Annotated in this window: 19 protein-coding genes and 2 other annotated features; all 19 genes read right to left on the bottom strand. The window is 39.6% G+C overall.

From position 1 onward, the window contains the following. Positions 1-193: 193 nt before the first annotated feature. Positions 194-790 (bottom strand): class I SAM-dependent methyltransferase, encoded by a 597-nt coding sequence (locus tag A3GQ_RS0114590; RefSeq protein ID WP_028777682.1) that lies wholly within the window; start codon positions 788-790, stop codon positions 194-196. A 54-nt stretch (positions 791-844) separates the two neighbouring features. Next, positions 845-1,210 carry a 50S ribosomal protein L7/L12 gene (rplL, locus tag A3GQ_RS0114585; RefSeq protein WP_028777681.1) on the bottom strand — a complete coding sequence of 122 codons (366 nt, stop codon included), beginning with the start codon at positions 1,208-1,210 and terminating at the stop codon, positions 845-847. A gap of 90 nt (positions 1,211-1,300) precedes the next feature. Continuing rightward, positions 1,301-1,813 (bottom strand): 50S ribosomal protein L10, encoded by a 513-nt coding sequence (gene rplJ, locus A3GQ_RS0114580; protein WP_028777680.1) that lies wholly within the window; start codon positions 1,811-1,813, stop codon positions 1,301-1,303. Positions 1,814-1,857: 44 nt separating this feature from the next. After that, positions 1,858-1,967 (bottom strand) — a sequence feature (ribosomal protein L10 leader region). Positions 1,968-1,997: 30 nt separating this feature from the next. Then, on the bottom strand, positions 1,998-2,696 hold the full coding sequence (rplA, locus tag A3GQ_RS0114575) for a 50S ribosomal protein L1 (RefSeq protein WP_028777679.1): 699 nt from the start codon (positions 2,694-2,696) through the stop codon (positions 1,998-2,000). A gap of 70 nt (positions 2,697-2,766) precedes the next feature. Then, positions 2,767-3,192 (bottom strand): 50S ribosomal protein L11, encoded by a 426-nt coding sequence (gene rplK / locus A3GQ_RS0114570; protein WP_028777678.1) that lies wholly within the window; start codon positions 3,190-3,192, stop codon positions 2,767-2,769. Positions 3,193-3,344: 152 nt separating this feature from the next. Then, on the bottom strand, positions 3,345-3,878 hold the full coding sequence (gene nusG / locus A3GQ_RS0114565; RefSeq protein ID WP_028777677.1) for a transcription termination/antitermination protein NusG: 534 nt from the start codon (positions 3,876-3,878) through the stop codon (positions 3,345-3,347). Between the two features lie 47 nt (positions 3,879-3,925). Next, a complete protein-coding gene (gene secE, locus A3GQ_RS0114560; RefSeq protein ID WP_028777676.1) occupies positions 3,926-4,150 on the bottom strand; it encodes a preprotein translocase subunit SecE in 225 nt (74 codons plus the stop codon). A gap of 18 nt (positions 4,151-4,168) precedes the next feature. Further along, positions 4,169-4,318, bottom strand: coding sequence for a 50S ribosomal protein L33 (rpmG, locus tag A3GQ_RS26330; RefSeq protein ID WP_083964250.1), 150 nt, complete (start codon positions 4,316-4,318; stop codon positions 4,169-4,171). Positions 4,319-4,662: 344 nt separating this feature from the next. After that, positions 4,663-5,325: an RNA polymerase sporulation sigma factor SigH gene (sigH, locus tag A3GQ_RS0114555; RefSeq protein ID WP_028777675.1), complete on the bottom strand. Its 663-nt coding sequence runs from the start codon at positions 5,323-5,325 to the stop codon at positions 4,663-4,665. Positions 5,326-5,406: 81 nt separating this feature from the next. Then, a complete protein-coding gene (locus tag A3GQ_RS0114550; RefSeq protein ID WP_028777674.1) occupies positions 5,407-5,913 on the bottom strand; it encodes an NYN domain-containing protein in 507 nt (168 codons plus the stop codon). A gap of 1 nt (position 5,914) precedes the next feature. Next, positions 5,915-6,658: a 23S rRNA (guanosine(2251)-2'-O)-methyltransferase RlmB gene (gene rlmB / locus A3GQ_RS0114545; RefSeq protein ID WP_028777673.1), complete on the bottom strand. Its 744-nt coding sequence runs from the start codon at positions 6,656-6,658 to the stop codon at positions 5,915-5,917. Next, positions 6,658-7,095 carry a Mini-ribonuclease 3 gene (locus A3GQ_RS0114540; RefSeq protein WP_342665005.1) on the bottom strand — a complete coding sequence of 146 codons (438 nt, stop codon included), beginning with the start codon at positions 7,093-7,095 and terminating at the stop codon, positions 6,658-6,660. Before A3GQ_RS0114540 ends, rlmB begins: the two co-directional genes overlap by 1 nt. Continuing rightward, positions 7,092-8,489 carry a cysteine--tRNA ligase gene (gene cysS / locus A3GQ_RS0114535; RefSeq protein ID WP_028777671.1) on the bottom strand — a complete coding sequence of 466 codons (1,398 nt, stop codon included), beginning with the start codon at positions 8,487-8,489 and terminating at the stop codon, positions 7,092-7,094. The genes A3GQ_RS0114540 and cysS overlap by 4 nt, the downstream gene beginning before the upstream one ends. Then, positions 8,458-9,165 (bottom strand): serine O-acetyltransferase, encoded by a 708-nt coding sequence (cysE, locus tag A3GQ_RS0114530; protein ID WP_037465125.1) that lies wholly within the window; start codon positions 9,163-9,165, stop codon positions 8,458-8,460. Before cysE ends, cysS begins: the two co-directional genes overlap by 32 nt. Positions 9,166-9,217: 52 nt before the next feature. Next, positions 9,218-9,425 (bottom strand) — a binding site (T-box leader). Between the two features lie 120 nt (positions 9,426-9,545). Beyond that, positions 9,546-10,022 carry a 2-C-methyl-D-erythritol 2,4-cyclodiphosphate synthase gene (gene ispF / locus A3GQ_RS0114525; protein ID WP_028777669.1) on the bottom strand — a complete coding sequence of 159 codons (477 nt, stop codon included), beginning with the start codon at positions 10,020-10,022 and terminating at the stop codon, positions 9,546-9,548. Continuing rightward, positions 10,019-10,723 (bottom strand): 2-C-methyl-D-erythritol 4-phosphate cytidylyltransferase, encoded by a 705-nt coding sequence (gene ispD, locus A3GQ_RS0114520; RefSeq protein ID WP_037465077.1) that lies wholly within the window; start codon positions 10,721-10,723, stop codon positions 10,019-10,021. Before ispD ends, ispF begins: the two co-directional genes overlap by 4 nt. Before the next feature lie 82 nt (positions 10,724-10,805). Then, positions 10,806-11,909: a PIN/TRAM domain-containing protein gene (locus tag A3GQ_RS0114515; protein WP_028777667.1), complete on the bottom strand. Its 1,104-nt coding sequence runs from the start codon at positions 11,907-11,909 to the stop codon at positions 10,806-10,808. A 331-nt stretch (positions 11,910-12,240) separates the two neighbouring features. Beyond that, on the bottom strand, positions 12,241-12,738 hold the full coding sequence (locus A3GQ_RS0114510) for a CarD family transcriptional regulator (RefSeq protein WP_342665007.1): 498 nt from the start codon (positions 12,736-12,738) through the stop codon (positions 12,241-12,243). A gap of 483 nt (positions 12,739-13,221) precedes the next feature. After that, positions 13,222-13,926, bottom strand: coding sequence for a CDP-diacylglycerol--serine O-phosphatidyltransferase (gene pssA / locus A3GQ_RS0114500; protein WP_028777665.1), 705 nt, complete (start codon positions 13,924-13,926; stop codon positions 13,222-13,224). Between the last annotated feature and the right edge of the window lie 58 nt (positions 13,927-13,984).

Here is a 13,984-nt window from a genome sequence, read left to right as displayed (position 1 = left end):
AAAAGGAAAAATAAACCAACACAAAACTGTTTAACGTTTTAAAAGGATTTCTGCAAGTTATAACACTAGCACAAGCCTCTATACGTGTCAATTGTTTTTTGTAAAGAAAACTTGGAGATTGGCAAGCCATCAGGCGTAGACAGAGGTTTAGTTGCACTTATGCACCTCAGATAAGGTAGAAATTAATAATTTCTTACCTACCAAGAAATATGCAATAACCTTTTTTTTGAGTAACCAGTTCAACCGTACCAAATAATCGGCTTAACTCTTCTTTTGCTGATGCTGCACCTTGCTGTTTTCGGATCACTATCCACAATGATCCATCTGCTGATAAATGATTCCGAGCCTTTGCAAATAATTCAAAGATAAACGCCTTTCCTACTCGAATTGGAGGATTACATAGAATCGCATCAAATTTTTGATTTTGTAATTGTTCAAAGCCATCGCTGATCTTTACTTCTATTTGACTCGTGACATGATTTAATCTCGCATTTTCTCTTGCTAATGTTGTAGCCCGTTCATTTATATCCACCATCTGTACTTTGAGTTTTGGATTTGCTTTAGCAAGAGCAATACCAACAGGACCATAACCACAGCCTAGATCCAAGATATATTCATCACCACGTAGTACAACAGATTCGATTAAAAGCCTACTTCCAAAATCGACTCCTTTTTTAGAAAAAACACCAGCATCTGATCGAAAAGCCAGTTCACTTCCACATAATTCTGCTTTAATCATTCGATTCTCGTGTTTAGATTCCGGTTTCGACGAATAGTAATGATTAGACACCTTTGACCCCCTAATAGGAAAACAGACTCGCCAGTATCAGGCGAGTCCATTCGATTACTTCACTTCTACGCTAGCACCAGCAGCTTCGAGTTCTTCTTTGATTTTGTCAGCGTCTTCTTTGGATACGCCCTCTTTAACTGGGGATGGAGCACCATCTACAAGAGCTTTTGCTTCTTTCAAGCCAAGACCAGTGATACCACGTACTGCTTTGATAACTCCAACTTTGGAAGAACCAGCACTTGTAAGGATTACGTCGAATTCAGTTTTCTCAGCAGCTGCTTCTCCAGCTCCTGCTCCGCCACCTTGTACAACAGGTGCTGCAGCGGTTACTCCAAATTCTTCTTCAATTGCTTTTACCAATTCGTTTAATTCTAGAACGGTCATATTTTTTACCGCTTCTAAGATTTGTTCGTTAGACATAGTAGAACCTCCCAAAAGGTTTATGATTAAATTTTAATTATTTCAAGTTACAACTATTTCGCTAGAAAAATAAGTCTAGCTTTTGAATTCCTACTCTGCGGAAGCAGTTTCGGTTTGTTCTTTTTGCTCTGCAACTGCTTTTACGGAATAAGCGAAGTTGCGAACTGGAGCTTGTAGTACGGAAAGCAACATAGATAGCAGACCTTCACGTGAAGGTAGAGATGCGATCTCTTCCACTTTTTCAGGTCCTACTATTGCACCTTCAACGATAGCCCCTTTGATTTCAAGGTTTTTATGCTCTTTTGCAAAGTTATGAAGAACTTTTGCTGGAGCAACCACATCGTCTTTACTAAAAGCGATAGCTGTAGGTCCGGTAAGGAATTGATCCATATCACTAAGACCAATTTCACCAGTAGCACGGCGTACCAAAGTATTTTTCAATACTCGATATTCTACACCAGCTTCACGTAGTTGTTTTCGTAGTTCTGTTACCTCAGCAACAGAAAGACCACGATAATCAGTTACTACTGTACTTACACTAGCAGTCAATTTTTCTTTTACATCTGCTACCACTTGTTGCTTTTTTTCTAGTACTTTGGACATTCAAGACACCTCCTTGGGTGGAGTAAAAACTCGCAGACGGGTGAAAACCAAAAGAAAAAGCCTTCGTAGACGGACGAAGGCCAGTGGCTTTCACCTCGGTAGGAAATTAAGCAACATGTGCACCTACTGTCTACGGTAAGAAAGATGAGAACATCTTCTTATTTAAATTAAGAACAGTTATTGATTAACGAGCGCTTAAAGTAGCGGAACTTACTTGCACACCAGGTCCCATGGTGGAAGAAACACTGACATTTTTCATGTAGGTTCCTTTTGCAGCAGCTGGTTTTGCTTTGGTAAGCGCATCAGACAATGCTTGCAAGTTTTCGGAAAGTTGTTCGATAGAGAAAGACACTTTACCGATTGCTGCATGAATATTTCCTGCTTTATCCGCACGATATTCAATCTTACCAGCTTTAATTTCATTCACTGCTTTTTCTACTTCAAACGTAACTGTACCTGTTTTTGGGTTTGGCATAAGGCCTTTTGGTCCAAGGATTCGTCCTAGACGACCAACTTGCCCCATCATATCAGGAGTAGCTACTACTACATCGAAATCTAACCAACCTTGTTGAACTTTCGCAACAAGCTCTTCATCTCCAACAAAGTCAGCTCCAGCAGCTTCTGCTTCTTTTGCTTTTTCGCCTTTAGCAAAAACAAGTACGCGTTTGGTTTTTCCTGTTCCGTGAGGTAAAACCACTGCCCCTCTTACTTGCTGATCCGCTTTTTTGGTATCGATCCCAAGACGGAATGCAGCTTCTACTGTTTCATCAAATTTAGCAGTAGAGATAGACTTAACCAGTTCCAAAGCTTCTACTGGTTCGTAAACTTTTTCACGATCCACTTTTTGAATCGCTTCTTGATACTTTTTACCGTGTTTTGCCACTTCAATTACCTCCCTATGTGGTGATAGCGGAAAATCCTCCCACCAGACTAATGATTCGCGGCTTGGATCATTAGTCTTTAATAACAATACCCATGCTACGTGCAGTACCTTCAACCATACGCATTGCTGCTTCTACATCAGCTGCATTTAGATCAGGCATTTTTGTTTCTGCTATCTCACGAACTTTATCACGTGAAAGTGTCGCCACTTTTTTGGTGTTTGGCTCGCCAGAACCAGAATCAATTCCTGCTGCTTTTTTCAAAAGAACGGCAGCTGGAGGAGTTTTGGTCACAAAAGTAAATGAACGATCTTCAAAAACGGTGATCACTACAGGAATGATCAAACCAGCCTGTTCTGAAGTACGTGCGTTAAACTCTTTACAAAAACCCATGATGTTCACACCAGCTTGACCTAGAGCAGGTCCAACAGGTGGTGCTGGATTCGCTTTACCAGCTGGGATTTGTAGCTTGACCACTTTAATCACTTTTTTGGCCATGCTTCTTACCTCCTTCAAATGTGGTAGCCCCACCCATATAAAATGGGATAGTAGGGTCGCGGGTTTCACCCTCCCACGGTAACAACAAACCGATCAGGCAAACATCTACTAAAATAACATATTCCAAGCAAAAAGGAAAGTTTTTTTGGATGCTAAAGTTTTTCCACTTGTCCGAAGTCGAGTTCTACGGGTGTATCTCTCCCAAACATGTCGACCAAAACTTTGAGCTTCCCTCGATTGCTATCAACATCTTCGATTTGACCAACGAAGTTTTCAAATAATCCTTCGATTACTTTCACACTTTCGCCTATAGCAAAATCGACGACAGTTCGAACTTCTTCGACTCCCATTTGCTTTAGAATCGTTTGGACTTCATCAGGCAAGAGAGGAGTTGGCTTGGAGCCCGCACCAGCTGAACCGACAAAACCTGTTACACCTGGAGTATTACGAACAACATACCACGAGTCATCTGTCATTACCATTTCCACAAGTACATAACCTGGGAAAACCTTTCGCATGACAGTTTTCTTCTTGCCATCTTTGTGCTCAATCTCTTCCTCCATTGGCACCATGACACGGAAGATTTTGTCTTGCATTCCCATGGAGTCTAGTCGTTTCTCCAAGTTGGTTTTTACTTTGTTTTCGTAGCCGGAATATGTGTGAACCACATACCAATTCTTTTCCATACTTTTAGGGAAAAAAACCCCTGTCCCCCCTTATGGCGTCCATCTTACTACTTTGTAACCAATTGAATCAACTGTGCGATTCCCATATCTACAAGGAAGAAAAAGATGGTTAGGATTACAACAGCGGCAATCACAACAGTCGTATATTTGACCATTTCCTTGCGAGTAGGCCATTTTACTTTTTTAAACTCTTGGTAACTAGACCGAAAGAAGCCAGTTGTTCCACTTACGCTTCTCTTAATTCCGCGTCCAATATTTGTGAGTACAGCCATCTATCTTCCCACCCCAATTTACTTCGTTTCCCGATGTAGCGTATGTGAGTTGCAACGGGGGCAATACTTGCGGAGCTCCATCCGATCAGGATGTTTCCGTTTGTTTTTGGTTAGCGCATAATTGCGTTCGCGGCAATCTGTACATGCAAGTGTAACATTAACTCGCATTATGGCACCTCCTTTATATAGTATTTAAATCAGTGATATCGATAGAAAATACCCAAATTAGGTTAACATAATAGCGTTCTCAGGTCAAATACATGTAAGTCTAACAATGCAGATATACATTTCCTTATTTTTAAAAAAATAAGGAGACATAGCATCTCACTCTCGTCTCCGCTCCAAATTTAACTGTTTAAGTAATTTTTTTATTAAGATAAAGAAAATATGGCATGTGCTTTGCCATTTTAAAGTGAGGTATAAAATATCAAATAAGATAACATAAGTTTCTTATCTGTCGAAAAGGATTTTGTCCGTTTTTGTCGAATGTGTAGAATGACGGAATCAATCCATCAGAGTGAAATCTCTTCAATATCCAAATACTTCTCTAGCTTACGCTTGACCCGTTGCAAAGCATTATCGATCGACTTTACATGTCGATTCAAATCGACAGCGATTTCTTGATAGGATCGACCATCTAAGTATAGCATAAGCACTCTACGCTCTAAATCACTTAAAATCTGGGAAATCTTATCTTCGATGTCGCTATGCTCTTCTCGATTTATATATATTTCCTCTGGATTGGTACGCCCACCTGTTAAAGTATCATAAAGCGTCCGATCGGAGTCGTCGTGACTTGGCTTGTCCAGTGATACATAAGAATTAAGCGGTATATGTTTTTGTCTTGTTGCCGTTTTGATAGCGGTAATGATTTGTCTTGTAATACATAATTCTGCAAACGCTTTAAAAGAAGCTAACTTGTCCCCTCGAAAGTCGCGAATGGCTTTGTATAGGCCAATCATGCCCTCTTGCACAATATCCTCGTGGTCCGCACCAATTAAAAAGTACGACCGGGCTTTTGCTCTAACGAAGTTTTTGTACTTATGAATGAGATACTCTAGAGCTTCCTGGTCTCCTACACGTATATCTCTAACTAGTTCCTCATCGCCCAACTGATGGTAAAGGACTCTCCTATCCAAATCCTTAGGACTGCTAGATAGTAGGTCAATGCTCAAAATATTTCCCCCTGACCAAGTCGCATTTCAAAATGGCAGTTCTTATTATATTGAATTGAAACAAAAACGTCAATTTTTGATCTATTTTTTTCTTCGCAAATTCTCCAATTTTTGGCGAAGGGTTTCAGGAATACTTTCCCAGAGAGGGTTTTTTGCCGTTTTTGAAGTATGTTTATATTTGAGTTGTTTTGTAATAATTTCCTTAGATTTAGAAAGCCTTTCGATAAATTCTCTCGCTGATATACGATAAGCACCTTGTCCAAATATCATACGTTGCTCCAGAAAATCTGATGTAGCAACATAGATATGACGTTTTTCATCTTTGTATTTACGAACAAAGTGCTCTATCCAAGCATCTGCTGTTTCTTCTTTATCCGTAAAAACGACCTTTATTCGCTTTTCTGGATCTTTATTTCGTAGCCCTTTTATGCGATAAGCGTCAAAAACAACAAATGTTTTCATCCCTGAGAAAGCCTGATACTCCATTAGGTCATGTATCAATTCGTCTCGTGCCAATTCAAAATTCTCGCTATAATTTGGATTCGCACGAATGATGTTATATCCATCGACTACCAGCCATTCCTCCATCCTAAGTACCTTTTGTCTTTCGACTTTGCAGTACTTGATACAACAAAACTCCTGTGGCAACAGAAGCATTTAGCGAAGAAATTTTCCCTTTCATCGGCAGATGAACCAGAAAATCACATTTTTTCTTCAACTGTTGGCTAATACCTTGGCCTTCATTGCCGATGACGAGAGCGATTGGCATATCATAATCCGCAGTTTCATAGGATTGTTTGGCTTCTCCAGCAGTTCCAACTAACCAAATACCTTGTTCTTTTAAATATTCTGCTGTTCGGTTTACATTGGTCACTTTTGCTACGGGAACATATTCAATTGCCCCAGCAGAAGTTTTTGCTACTGTTGCTGTTAATCCGACTGCACGTCGTTTAGGAATGATGACACCATGAACTCCTGTCGCATCTGCTGTACGCAATACAGTACCCAGATTATGAGGATCTACAATACCATCTAACAGTAACAGAAAAGGCTGTTCTCCTTTATCTGAGGCGTTGGCTAAAATTTCTTCTACTGAGGCATATTGATAACTACTTACTTGGGCTGCTATTCCTTGATGCCTCTGATTTTCTGCTACTTGATCTAGTTTTGTACGAGGCACCCAATGATAAGGTATCTTTTGCTCCTCTAACTGAAGAACCAGATCCTCGACACTTTTTTTCTTTAAACCTTCTGCAAACCATACCTTCTCCATATCTCTACCCGCTGACATAGCTTCCAAAACAGCATGTTTTCCAAATATCCAATCTGCCACTATTTCTTCATCTCCTTTTCTAATGGTCCAAGTTCGATTAGCATCTTCATAATTTCTTGCAGCCTGTCTGCTTGTCCCATTAGATACAAATATCCAAGGAGAGTTTCTAAACCTGTGCCTTGACGATATTGACTTACATTTACCCTTCTGGAAACGCTTGTCGTCTTCGCATTACGACCTCGCTTGTAGACCGCTATTTCCTCTTCCTTTAGCTGGTCCATAATCGTTTGAATGGCATGGGCTTGAGCGGCAGCAGATACATATCGAACCGCAACTTGTTGTAGCTTTTGTGGTTTTACTTCACCGGATGCTATCAAATGGTGCCGTACATATAATTCTTGTACAGCATCTCCTATATAAGCGAGAGTAAGAGGAGGAAGCTCATCTGGCTTACGCATGAGAGCTCCCAATGTACCTAATAGATTTTGTTCCATCATTTTTTCTTCCACCTAACACCTTGAGGGGTATCTTCTAACACAATACCTGCAAGAAGCAACTGATTTCGAATTTCATCTGCACGATCAAAATTTCTCGCCTTACGTGCGGCTTGTCGCTCTTCGATCAAGTTTTCGATGTCATTTTCTAATACTTCCTCAAAATGAGTATCCACTAAACCAAGTACATTTTCGCCATATATCTGGAACCAATTTAATAATGATTCAATGGATTCTTTACTTAGCACTGACTCAGCTAACCATTCATTCGCAACTCGAACAGCATCAAATAAGACCGTTATTCCATTTGCTGCATTAAAGTCATCGTTCATTTCTTTTGCAAATTGGGTTGAAAGTTTTTCCAGCTGTTCCGTTAAGTTAGTAGGAATCACTCCAGATAAGGAGGTTTGTAATCGATGACGAAGATTATTTACAGCAGTTTGTAATCGCTCCGCGCTTTGTTCTGCCTGTTTCATCACTTCTGAAGTGAAATTAATCGGATTGCGATAATGCGCGGAAAGAAGGAAATATCGAATCGCTTTTGGAGAATACATTTTGCGCATATCATAAACACGCATTACATTCCCAAGTGATTTTGACATTTTCTCGTTTTCCATGTTGATAAATCCATTATGCAACCAGTAACGGACAAATTCTTTTTCGTTTAATGCCTCACTTTGAGCAATTTCATTTTCATGGTGAGGAAAGCACAGATCAATCCCCCCTGCATGAATGTCTAATGTTTCTCCTAAGTATTCTTTCGCCATTACAGAGCATTCAATATGCCAACCAGGACGACCTGCGCCCCAAGGGGTTTCCCAACTGATTTCACCCTCTTTGGCATGTTTCCACAATGCAAAATCAAAAGGGTGTTCTTTTATTTCATTCACTTCCACACGAGCACCGGATTGAAGATCTTCCAATGATTGATGCGATAATTTTCCATATCCATCTTGGCGAAGTGTGCGAAAATATACGTCTCCATTCACTTCATATGCTTTCCCTTTTTCTATCAGGGTTTGTATGGCATCGATCATTTGTCCGATATGCTCGGTTGCTTTTGGATGAACATCCGCCCGATGAACACCAAGTGCATCCATATCTTCAAAATAGGCTTCTGTATATTGCTCAGCAATATCAGCCACACTTTTTCCAGTTTCTATGGATGCTTTGATCAGTTTATCGTCCACATCTGTAAAGTTTTGTACATAGGTCACTTTATAACCAAGATGTGCAAGATAGCGTCTCACCACATCAAAAAATACAAAAACACGTGCGTTTCCAATATGAATATAGTTATAAACAGTAGGACCGCATACATACATAGAAACGGCTTGATCCTCTGTTTGAAACATTTCTTTTTCTTTACTCAATGTGTTGTAAACTTTGACTGTCATCTGGTGATTTTCCCCCTGTGTGTCTCTTTAACCAATCTACTTCTTTTTTAAGTATTGCTATTTCATCTTGAATAGAACGAAACATTTCTGCAACTGGATCAGGAATATTAACATGATCCATATCTGCTTGGACCCTAATACCATCTTGGACAACAACTCGCCCTGGTACTCCCACTACAGTCGAATTAGCTGGAACATCTCGAAGGACAACTGATCCTGCACCTATTTTGGCACAGCGACCAACTCGAATAGAACCAAGTATTTTAGCTCCAGATGACACCATCACATGATCCTCTAGGGTAGGGTGCCTCTTTCCTTTTTCTTTCCCTGTTCCACCTAATGTCACTCCTTGGAAAATCGTTACATAATCCCCAATCTCACATGTTTCACCAACAACAACACCCATTCCATGATCAATGAAAACCCCTTTACCGATAGAAGCACCAGGATGTATCTCGATCCCTGTAAAGAAACGACTTACTTGCGAGATAATCCTTGCTAACAAAAATGCTTTATGACGATAGAGAAAATGGGCGATACGATGAGACCATAGTGCATGAATNCCGGAATAAGTAAGGATAATTTCTATGGTTGTCCTAGCGGCCGGATCTCGGTCAAATACTGCTTGAATATCTGCTTGGATATTTCGTTTACAATTTCTCCAACTACTGAGAATCGACAAAATAACCAGTCCCTTCTAAAAAAATAACCGTCTCCGTAGCAAAAGCTACAGAGACGGAAAAATCCGCGGTCCCACTCTGCTTGGAATTAATTAGTCCCACTTAGACTGATAACGGCAGTTTACCGGATCATCCTACTTTTCGGTTCAAATGATCACTCATAGGGGCATTTCCAGTAGACGACATAAAGCTTTTCATCAACCAGCTTCTTTCTAAAATGTCGAGTTACTGTACTTCTCCTAATCATCGTTTTTCTTCATACTCTATTCTGTTGGAGCAGATTATGTTTGTCAAGATTTTGCCATGAAAGATAACTACCCCTTGTAAGCTCACAGAAGATTAATTAATTCTATGCAGTTAGCATTTGATTTTATACTTATTTCTTCGCTAAAGCTACAACAGCCATGGAAGCAATTCCTTCTTTTCTTCCCGTAAAACCAAGCTGTTCTGTAGTAGTAGCTTTAACATTCACTTGATCTAGATCTGCTTCTAACAATTCGGCAATTCTTTCTACCATTTGTGGGATATAGGGAGCCATTTTTGGTTTTTGGGCAATAATCGTCGCATCCAAATTATTTAGCCTATAGCCCTTTTCTTTTACTATCTGCCATATATCATGGAGTAAGAGACTACTATCTGCCCCTTTGTAAGCCATATCCGTATCCGGGAAATGTTTGCCTATATCTCCAAGAGCCAGTGCACCTAATATCGCATCTGTTATGGTGTGCAATAGAACATCAGCATCAGAGTGACCTATCAACCCTTTTTCATAAGGAATAGATACTCCGCCGATGAGCAAAGGTCCATCCCCTCCAAGTTGATGTACATCGAATCCTTGTCCAAATCGAATCATGTTGTTTGTTCGCTACCTTTCATTCGTTTTGCCAAAATGGTTTCTCCTAATAAAATATCTTCTGGGGTCGTTATTTTAAGGTTGGTATACGCCCCTTCTACGACTTTCACAGGAATACTTAGGTTTTCCACCAACATAGCATCATCTGTTCCAACTAAATTTTGTTCTTCTGCATATTGATGTGCATCCAATAATATTTTCCGATGGAACAATTGCGGCGTCTGTATACTCCACAATTGTTCTCGCTCCAGTGTCTCTACTACAATTTTAGCATGGTTAACTCTTTTAATTGTATCTTTTATAGGAACAGCAAGCGTAGCTGCTAGCTGTTGATCGTTTACTGCTCGAATAAGTGCGGAGATCTCAGCAGCCGTAACAAAAGCACGAACAGCATCATGCACCATCACCCATTCCGTTTGTGTAGCCACTACTCCAGCATAAACACTGTCTTGCCGTTCTTTACCGCCCCTTACAACCTGCTTCACTTTTTTTAAGTTATATTTTCTGATCAGCTTTTCTACCTGTTTCACATTTTCTTGGTTGGTAACCACATTGATTTCTGTAATGAAGGGATGTTCGTCAAAAACTTCCAATGTATGTATCAAGATCGGCTTTCCAAACAACTCTAAAAATTGCTTGGGAGTAATGCTGTTCATTCGCTTTCCAACTCCCGCTGCTGGAATCACTACACCTATTTCCACTATAGGATACTCCTTTTATGTTGATGAGCTGAGAATACCACATTTACCACAAACATAAAACAAGCCCAGTATGTAAACTGGGCTATAGAGCACGTTCTAACAATTTTGGTTTAGCAAATATCATTCGACCAGCAGATGTTTGAAGTACACTGGTGACAAGTACATCAATCTCATCGCCAATAAACTCTCGTCCACCTTCGATCACGATCATGGTACCATCGTCTAAATATGCTACCCCTTGACCATGTTCTTTTCCATCTTTGATCACTTGCACATGGATCTCTTCACCTGGTAAAACAACAGGTTTTACTGCATTTGCTAAATCGTTAATATTAAGTACTTTTACACCTTGCAGTTCACAAACCTTATTGAGATTAAAGTCATTGGTAACCACTTTACCTGAGAGCACCTTAGCCAACTTCACTAATTTGCTATCTACTTCTTGGATATCTTCAAAATCACCTTCGTAAATCATCACTTTTACATCCAGTTCTTTTTGAATCTTATTCAAGATATCCAAACCACGCCGGCCACGATTTCGTTTCAATAAATCAGATGAATCAGCAATATGTTGCAATTCTTCTAGAACAAACCCAGGGATAACTAGTGTACCTTCCAAGAAACCAGTACGGCAAATATCTGCTATTCTACCGTCAATAATTACACTTGTATCCAAAATTTTATGTTCTTGAATTGCAGATGCTTGCTTTTCCTTTTGTCTAGCCTTTTCTCTTGATTGTCTTCCTAAAGTGAAAACCGTAATCAATTCATCGCGTTTTTTATATCCGACTCGAAAACCGATATAGCCGAGGAACCCAGATAATACAAAAGGCAAGATACGTGAAACACCAGGAATATTAGGCAACTGAGACAATGGCTGCTGAATTAAAAACGCAATTATGAGTCCAAAGATGAGGCCAAGCGCGCCAAAAAGTCCATCTGCCGCAGGTATTTTCACCAATCTTTCCTCAGACCATTTTATCCAAGATACAATAGGGTCAGCCAACCACATGGCTGCCACAAACAGAATGATTGCCCCAAGAATAGCTCCAATCCAATGTGGTGCAGGAACTTCACCAAAATTAAGAGGAGACCTGAGAAGCACCCCGAACAACTTTGGTCCTACATAATATCCAGCAGATGCTCCAGCAAGTGCGAAGGCGAGTTGCACGAAACGTTTCATCATGGGGCTTCACCCCCTCTCTTATCAACTCTAGTTGTTAACATTGTGAACTACTCACGACTAAAATCGTGTGCTTCATCTACGAAGTTTGACAGTTAGACTATCCTTATTCGTATAGGCGTATCCACAACACCTCTAGCGTATAAGCCTTTTTCAGGCTACAACGTTACTTTTACGCATACCTGATATTAGTAATTATAAACAAATCATAGTCAGAATAATCGAATCCAGAAAAATTTATTTTCCCGAACAGATAAAAATGTATATGATGTCTCTTATCTACTGCATGTAAAACAGCATCATCCCAGCCTAAAAGGGGGTTTCTTATACTTCTTTATTGCTCTTCGTTGGTTATTAATCCATCTATGAGCTGAAATGCCTGTTCTTCTTCTAAATCACGAGCCAAAACAAACTCACTGATCAGAATTTGCTTTGCATTGTCCAGCATCTTTCGCTCACCAGTAGATAAGCCTTTTTCGCCATCTCTACGCATGAGAGAGCGGACGACTTCAGCTACATCGTAGATATCTCCCGTTTTCATTTTATCTAAATTTGCTCGAAATCTTCTGTTCCAGTTTGTTGTATCATCATCTTCAAACTGTCTCATTCGTTGCAGAACAAGCTCAACCGTATTATCATCAATCACTTCTCGCAGACCAATTGTATCTACATTCTTAAGCGGGACCATTACTTTCATGTCCCCAATTGGCATGCGCATAATATAATATTGTTGCCGTTCACCCAAAATTTCTCTCTCTTCGATTGACTCAATAACGCCGGCTCCATGCATTGGGTAAACCACCTTGTCACCTATGTTGAACAATTGGGCCACCTCCAAAGACAATGTCTATTTCCAAGATATCACAAAGCGGCATTGATGTCAATACGAAACAAACAGAACATATTAGCACACTAATAGAGATGCGTCAACGCTTTTTGAGTATTTTTTTTACAAAGAAAAGGAACATTTGACACTTTTTCAATAAAGTCACTGAATTGGATCATAATTGTTTTGTTTCCCTAAATAAATTCCCCCTAATTCCATCCTTTCCTATCCGATAATTTGTAATACTGTTTATTCCGAGCCTCTATAATCATTCAACGGGAAAAATTCAAAGCCCTTCACTTGTGAAAATAAGAGAAATCTGATGGAAACTTACTTTATTCTAGCAAATAAACTTGGAGATATTATGGAGATTCTGTTTTTTAACGAATGTGACACAAGTTTTGTTTGTAATTTATCGATTTTTAGACAAAGTAATCTCTCTTTATATATAAATAACAAAAAAAAACAACCCTTTTTAAGAGGGTTGTTTTAATCTTCTACTGGCTCTTCATTCTTGTTGGCGCGTTTTCTACGGATTGATTTTTTCAAACCATATAGAGCATATAATGCTAAAGGTACAAAAATCACCTTCGGCAACTCAGCAGGATAAAAAATTGCAGAAATCGCAATTGCTACTACGAATACAGCGGAAATCCACAAGAAAGCTTTGGGGGTTTTCATTTTCTTAAAAGCAGGATACTTGACTTGACTAACCATTAAGAAAGATAAAAAAATCATTCCAATAGCCATGATGTAATGATTGTCAATATACTTGTCATACAAAGCCATTGTAGCAAGTATACCACCTGCTGCTGTTATTGGCAGACCAACAAAGTATCCTTTAGGACCACTTTGGACATTGAAGCGAGCAAGTCTTAAAGCACCGCAGATAGGAAAGATAGCGGTAATAAACCAACCTTCAGCTCCAAAGCTTTTCAAAACAGAAACATACATAATAATTGCTGGGGCAACACCAAAAGTTATAACATCAGATAATGAGTCCAGTTCTTTACCAAATTCACTCTGTGTGTTTAACATACGTGCAACTTTACCGTCCAAACCATCGAGTAGCATTCCAATAATAACGGTAATGGCAGCATACTCCCAGTGGTTGTTTATTGCTAAAAGAATAGCCATGACACCTAGAAATAAATTCCCCACTGTAAATAAGTTAGGTAAAACTCTTGCAAACATAACGAACCTCCTAGCGATCAAATACCGAGTTAATCAGAGGTACTGGTCGGAATGTATC

The sequence above is a fragment of the Shimazuella kribbensis DSM 45090 genome, from assembly GCF_000428065.1.
GTDB classification, from domain to species: domain Bacteria; phylum Bacillota; class Bacilli; order Thermoactinomycetales; family Thermoactinomycetaceae; genus Shimazuella; species Shimazuella kribbensis.
The sequence above is the reverse complement of the archived record's forward strand: the minus strand, read 5'-3'. Positions and strand labels throughout refer to the sequence as shown.

Bases quoted from the DNA above. Each gene is read 5' to 3' on its own strand.
- rplL (WP_028777681.1), bottom strand. From the start codon at position 1,210: ATGTCTAACGAACAAATCTTAGAAGCGGTAAAAAATATGACCGTTCTA.
- rplJ (WP_028777680.1), bottom strand. From the start codon at position 1,813: ATGTCCAAAGTACTAGAAAAAAAGCAACAAGTGGTAGCAGATGTAAAA.
- rplK (WP_028777678.1), bottom strand. From the start codon at position 3,192: ATGGCCAAAAAAGTGATTAAAGTGGTCAAGCTACAAATCCCAGCTGGT.
- nusG (WP_028777677.1), bottom strand. From the start codon at position 3,878: ATGGAAAAGAATTGGTATGTGGTTCACACATATTCCGGCTACGAAAAC.
- secE (WP_028777676.1), bottom strand. From the start codon at position 4,150: ATGGCTGTACTCACAAATATTGGACGCGGAATTAAGAGAAGCGTAAGT.
- rpmG (WP_083964250.1), bottom strand. From the start codon at position 4,318: ATGCGAGTTAATGTTACACTTGCATGTACAGATTGCCGCGAACGCAAT.
- A3GQ_RS0114550 (WP_028777674.1), bottom strand. From the start codon at position 5,913: ATGGAGGAATGGCTGGTAGTCGATGGATATAACATCATTCGTGCGAAT.
- A3GQ_RS0114540 (WP_342665005.1), bottom strand. From the start codon at position 7,095: ATGATGGAACAAAATCTATTAGGTACATTGGGAGCTCTCATGCGTAAG.
- cysS (WP_028777671.1), bottom strand. From the start codon at position 8,489: ATGACAGTCAAAGTTTACAACACATTGAGTAAAGAAAAAGAAATGTTT.
- ispF (WP_028777669.1), bottom strand. From the start codon at position 10,022: ATGATTCGATTTGGACAAGGATTCGATGTACATCAACTTGGAGGGGAT.
- A3GQ_RS0114515 (WP_028777667.1), bottom strand. From the start codon at position 11,909: ATGATGAAACGTTTCGTGCAACTCGCCTTCGCACTTGCTGGAGCATCT.
- pssA (WP_028777665.1), bottom strand. From the start codon at position 13,926: ATGTTTGCAAGAGTTTTACCTAACTTATTTACAGTGGGGAATTTATTT.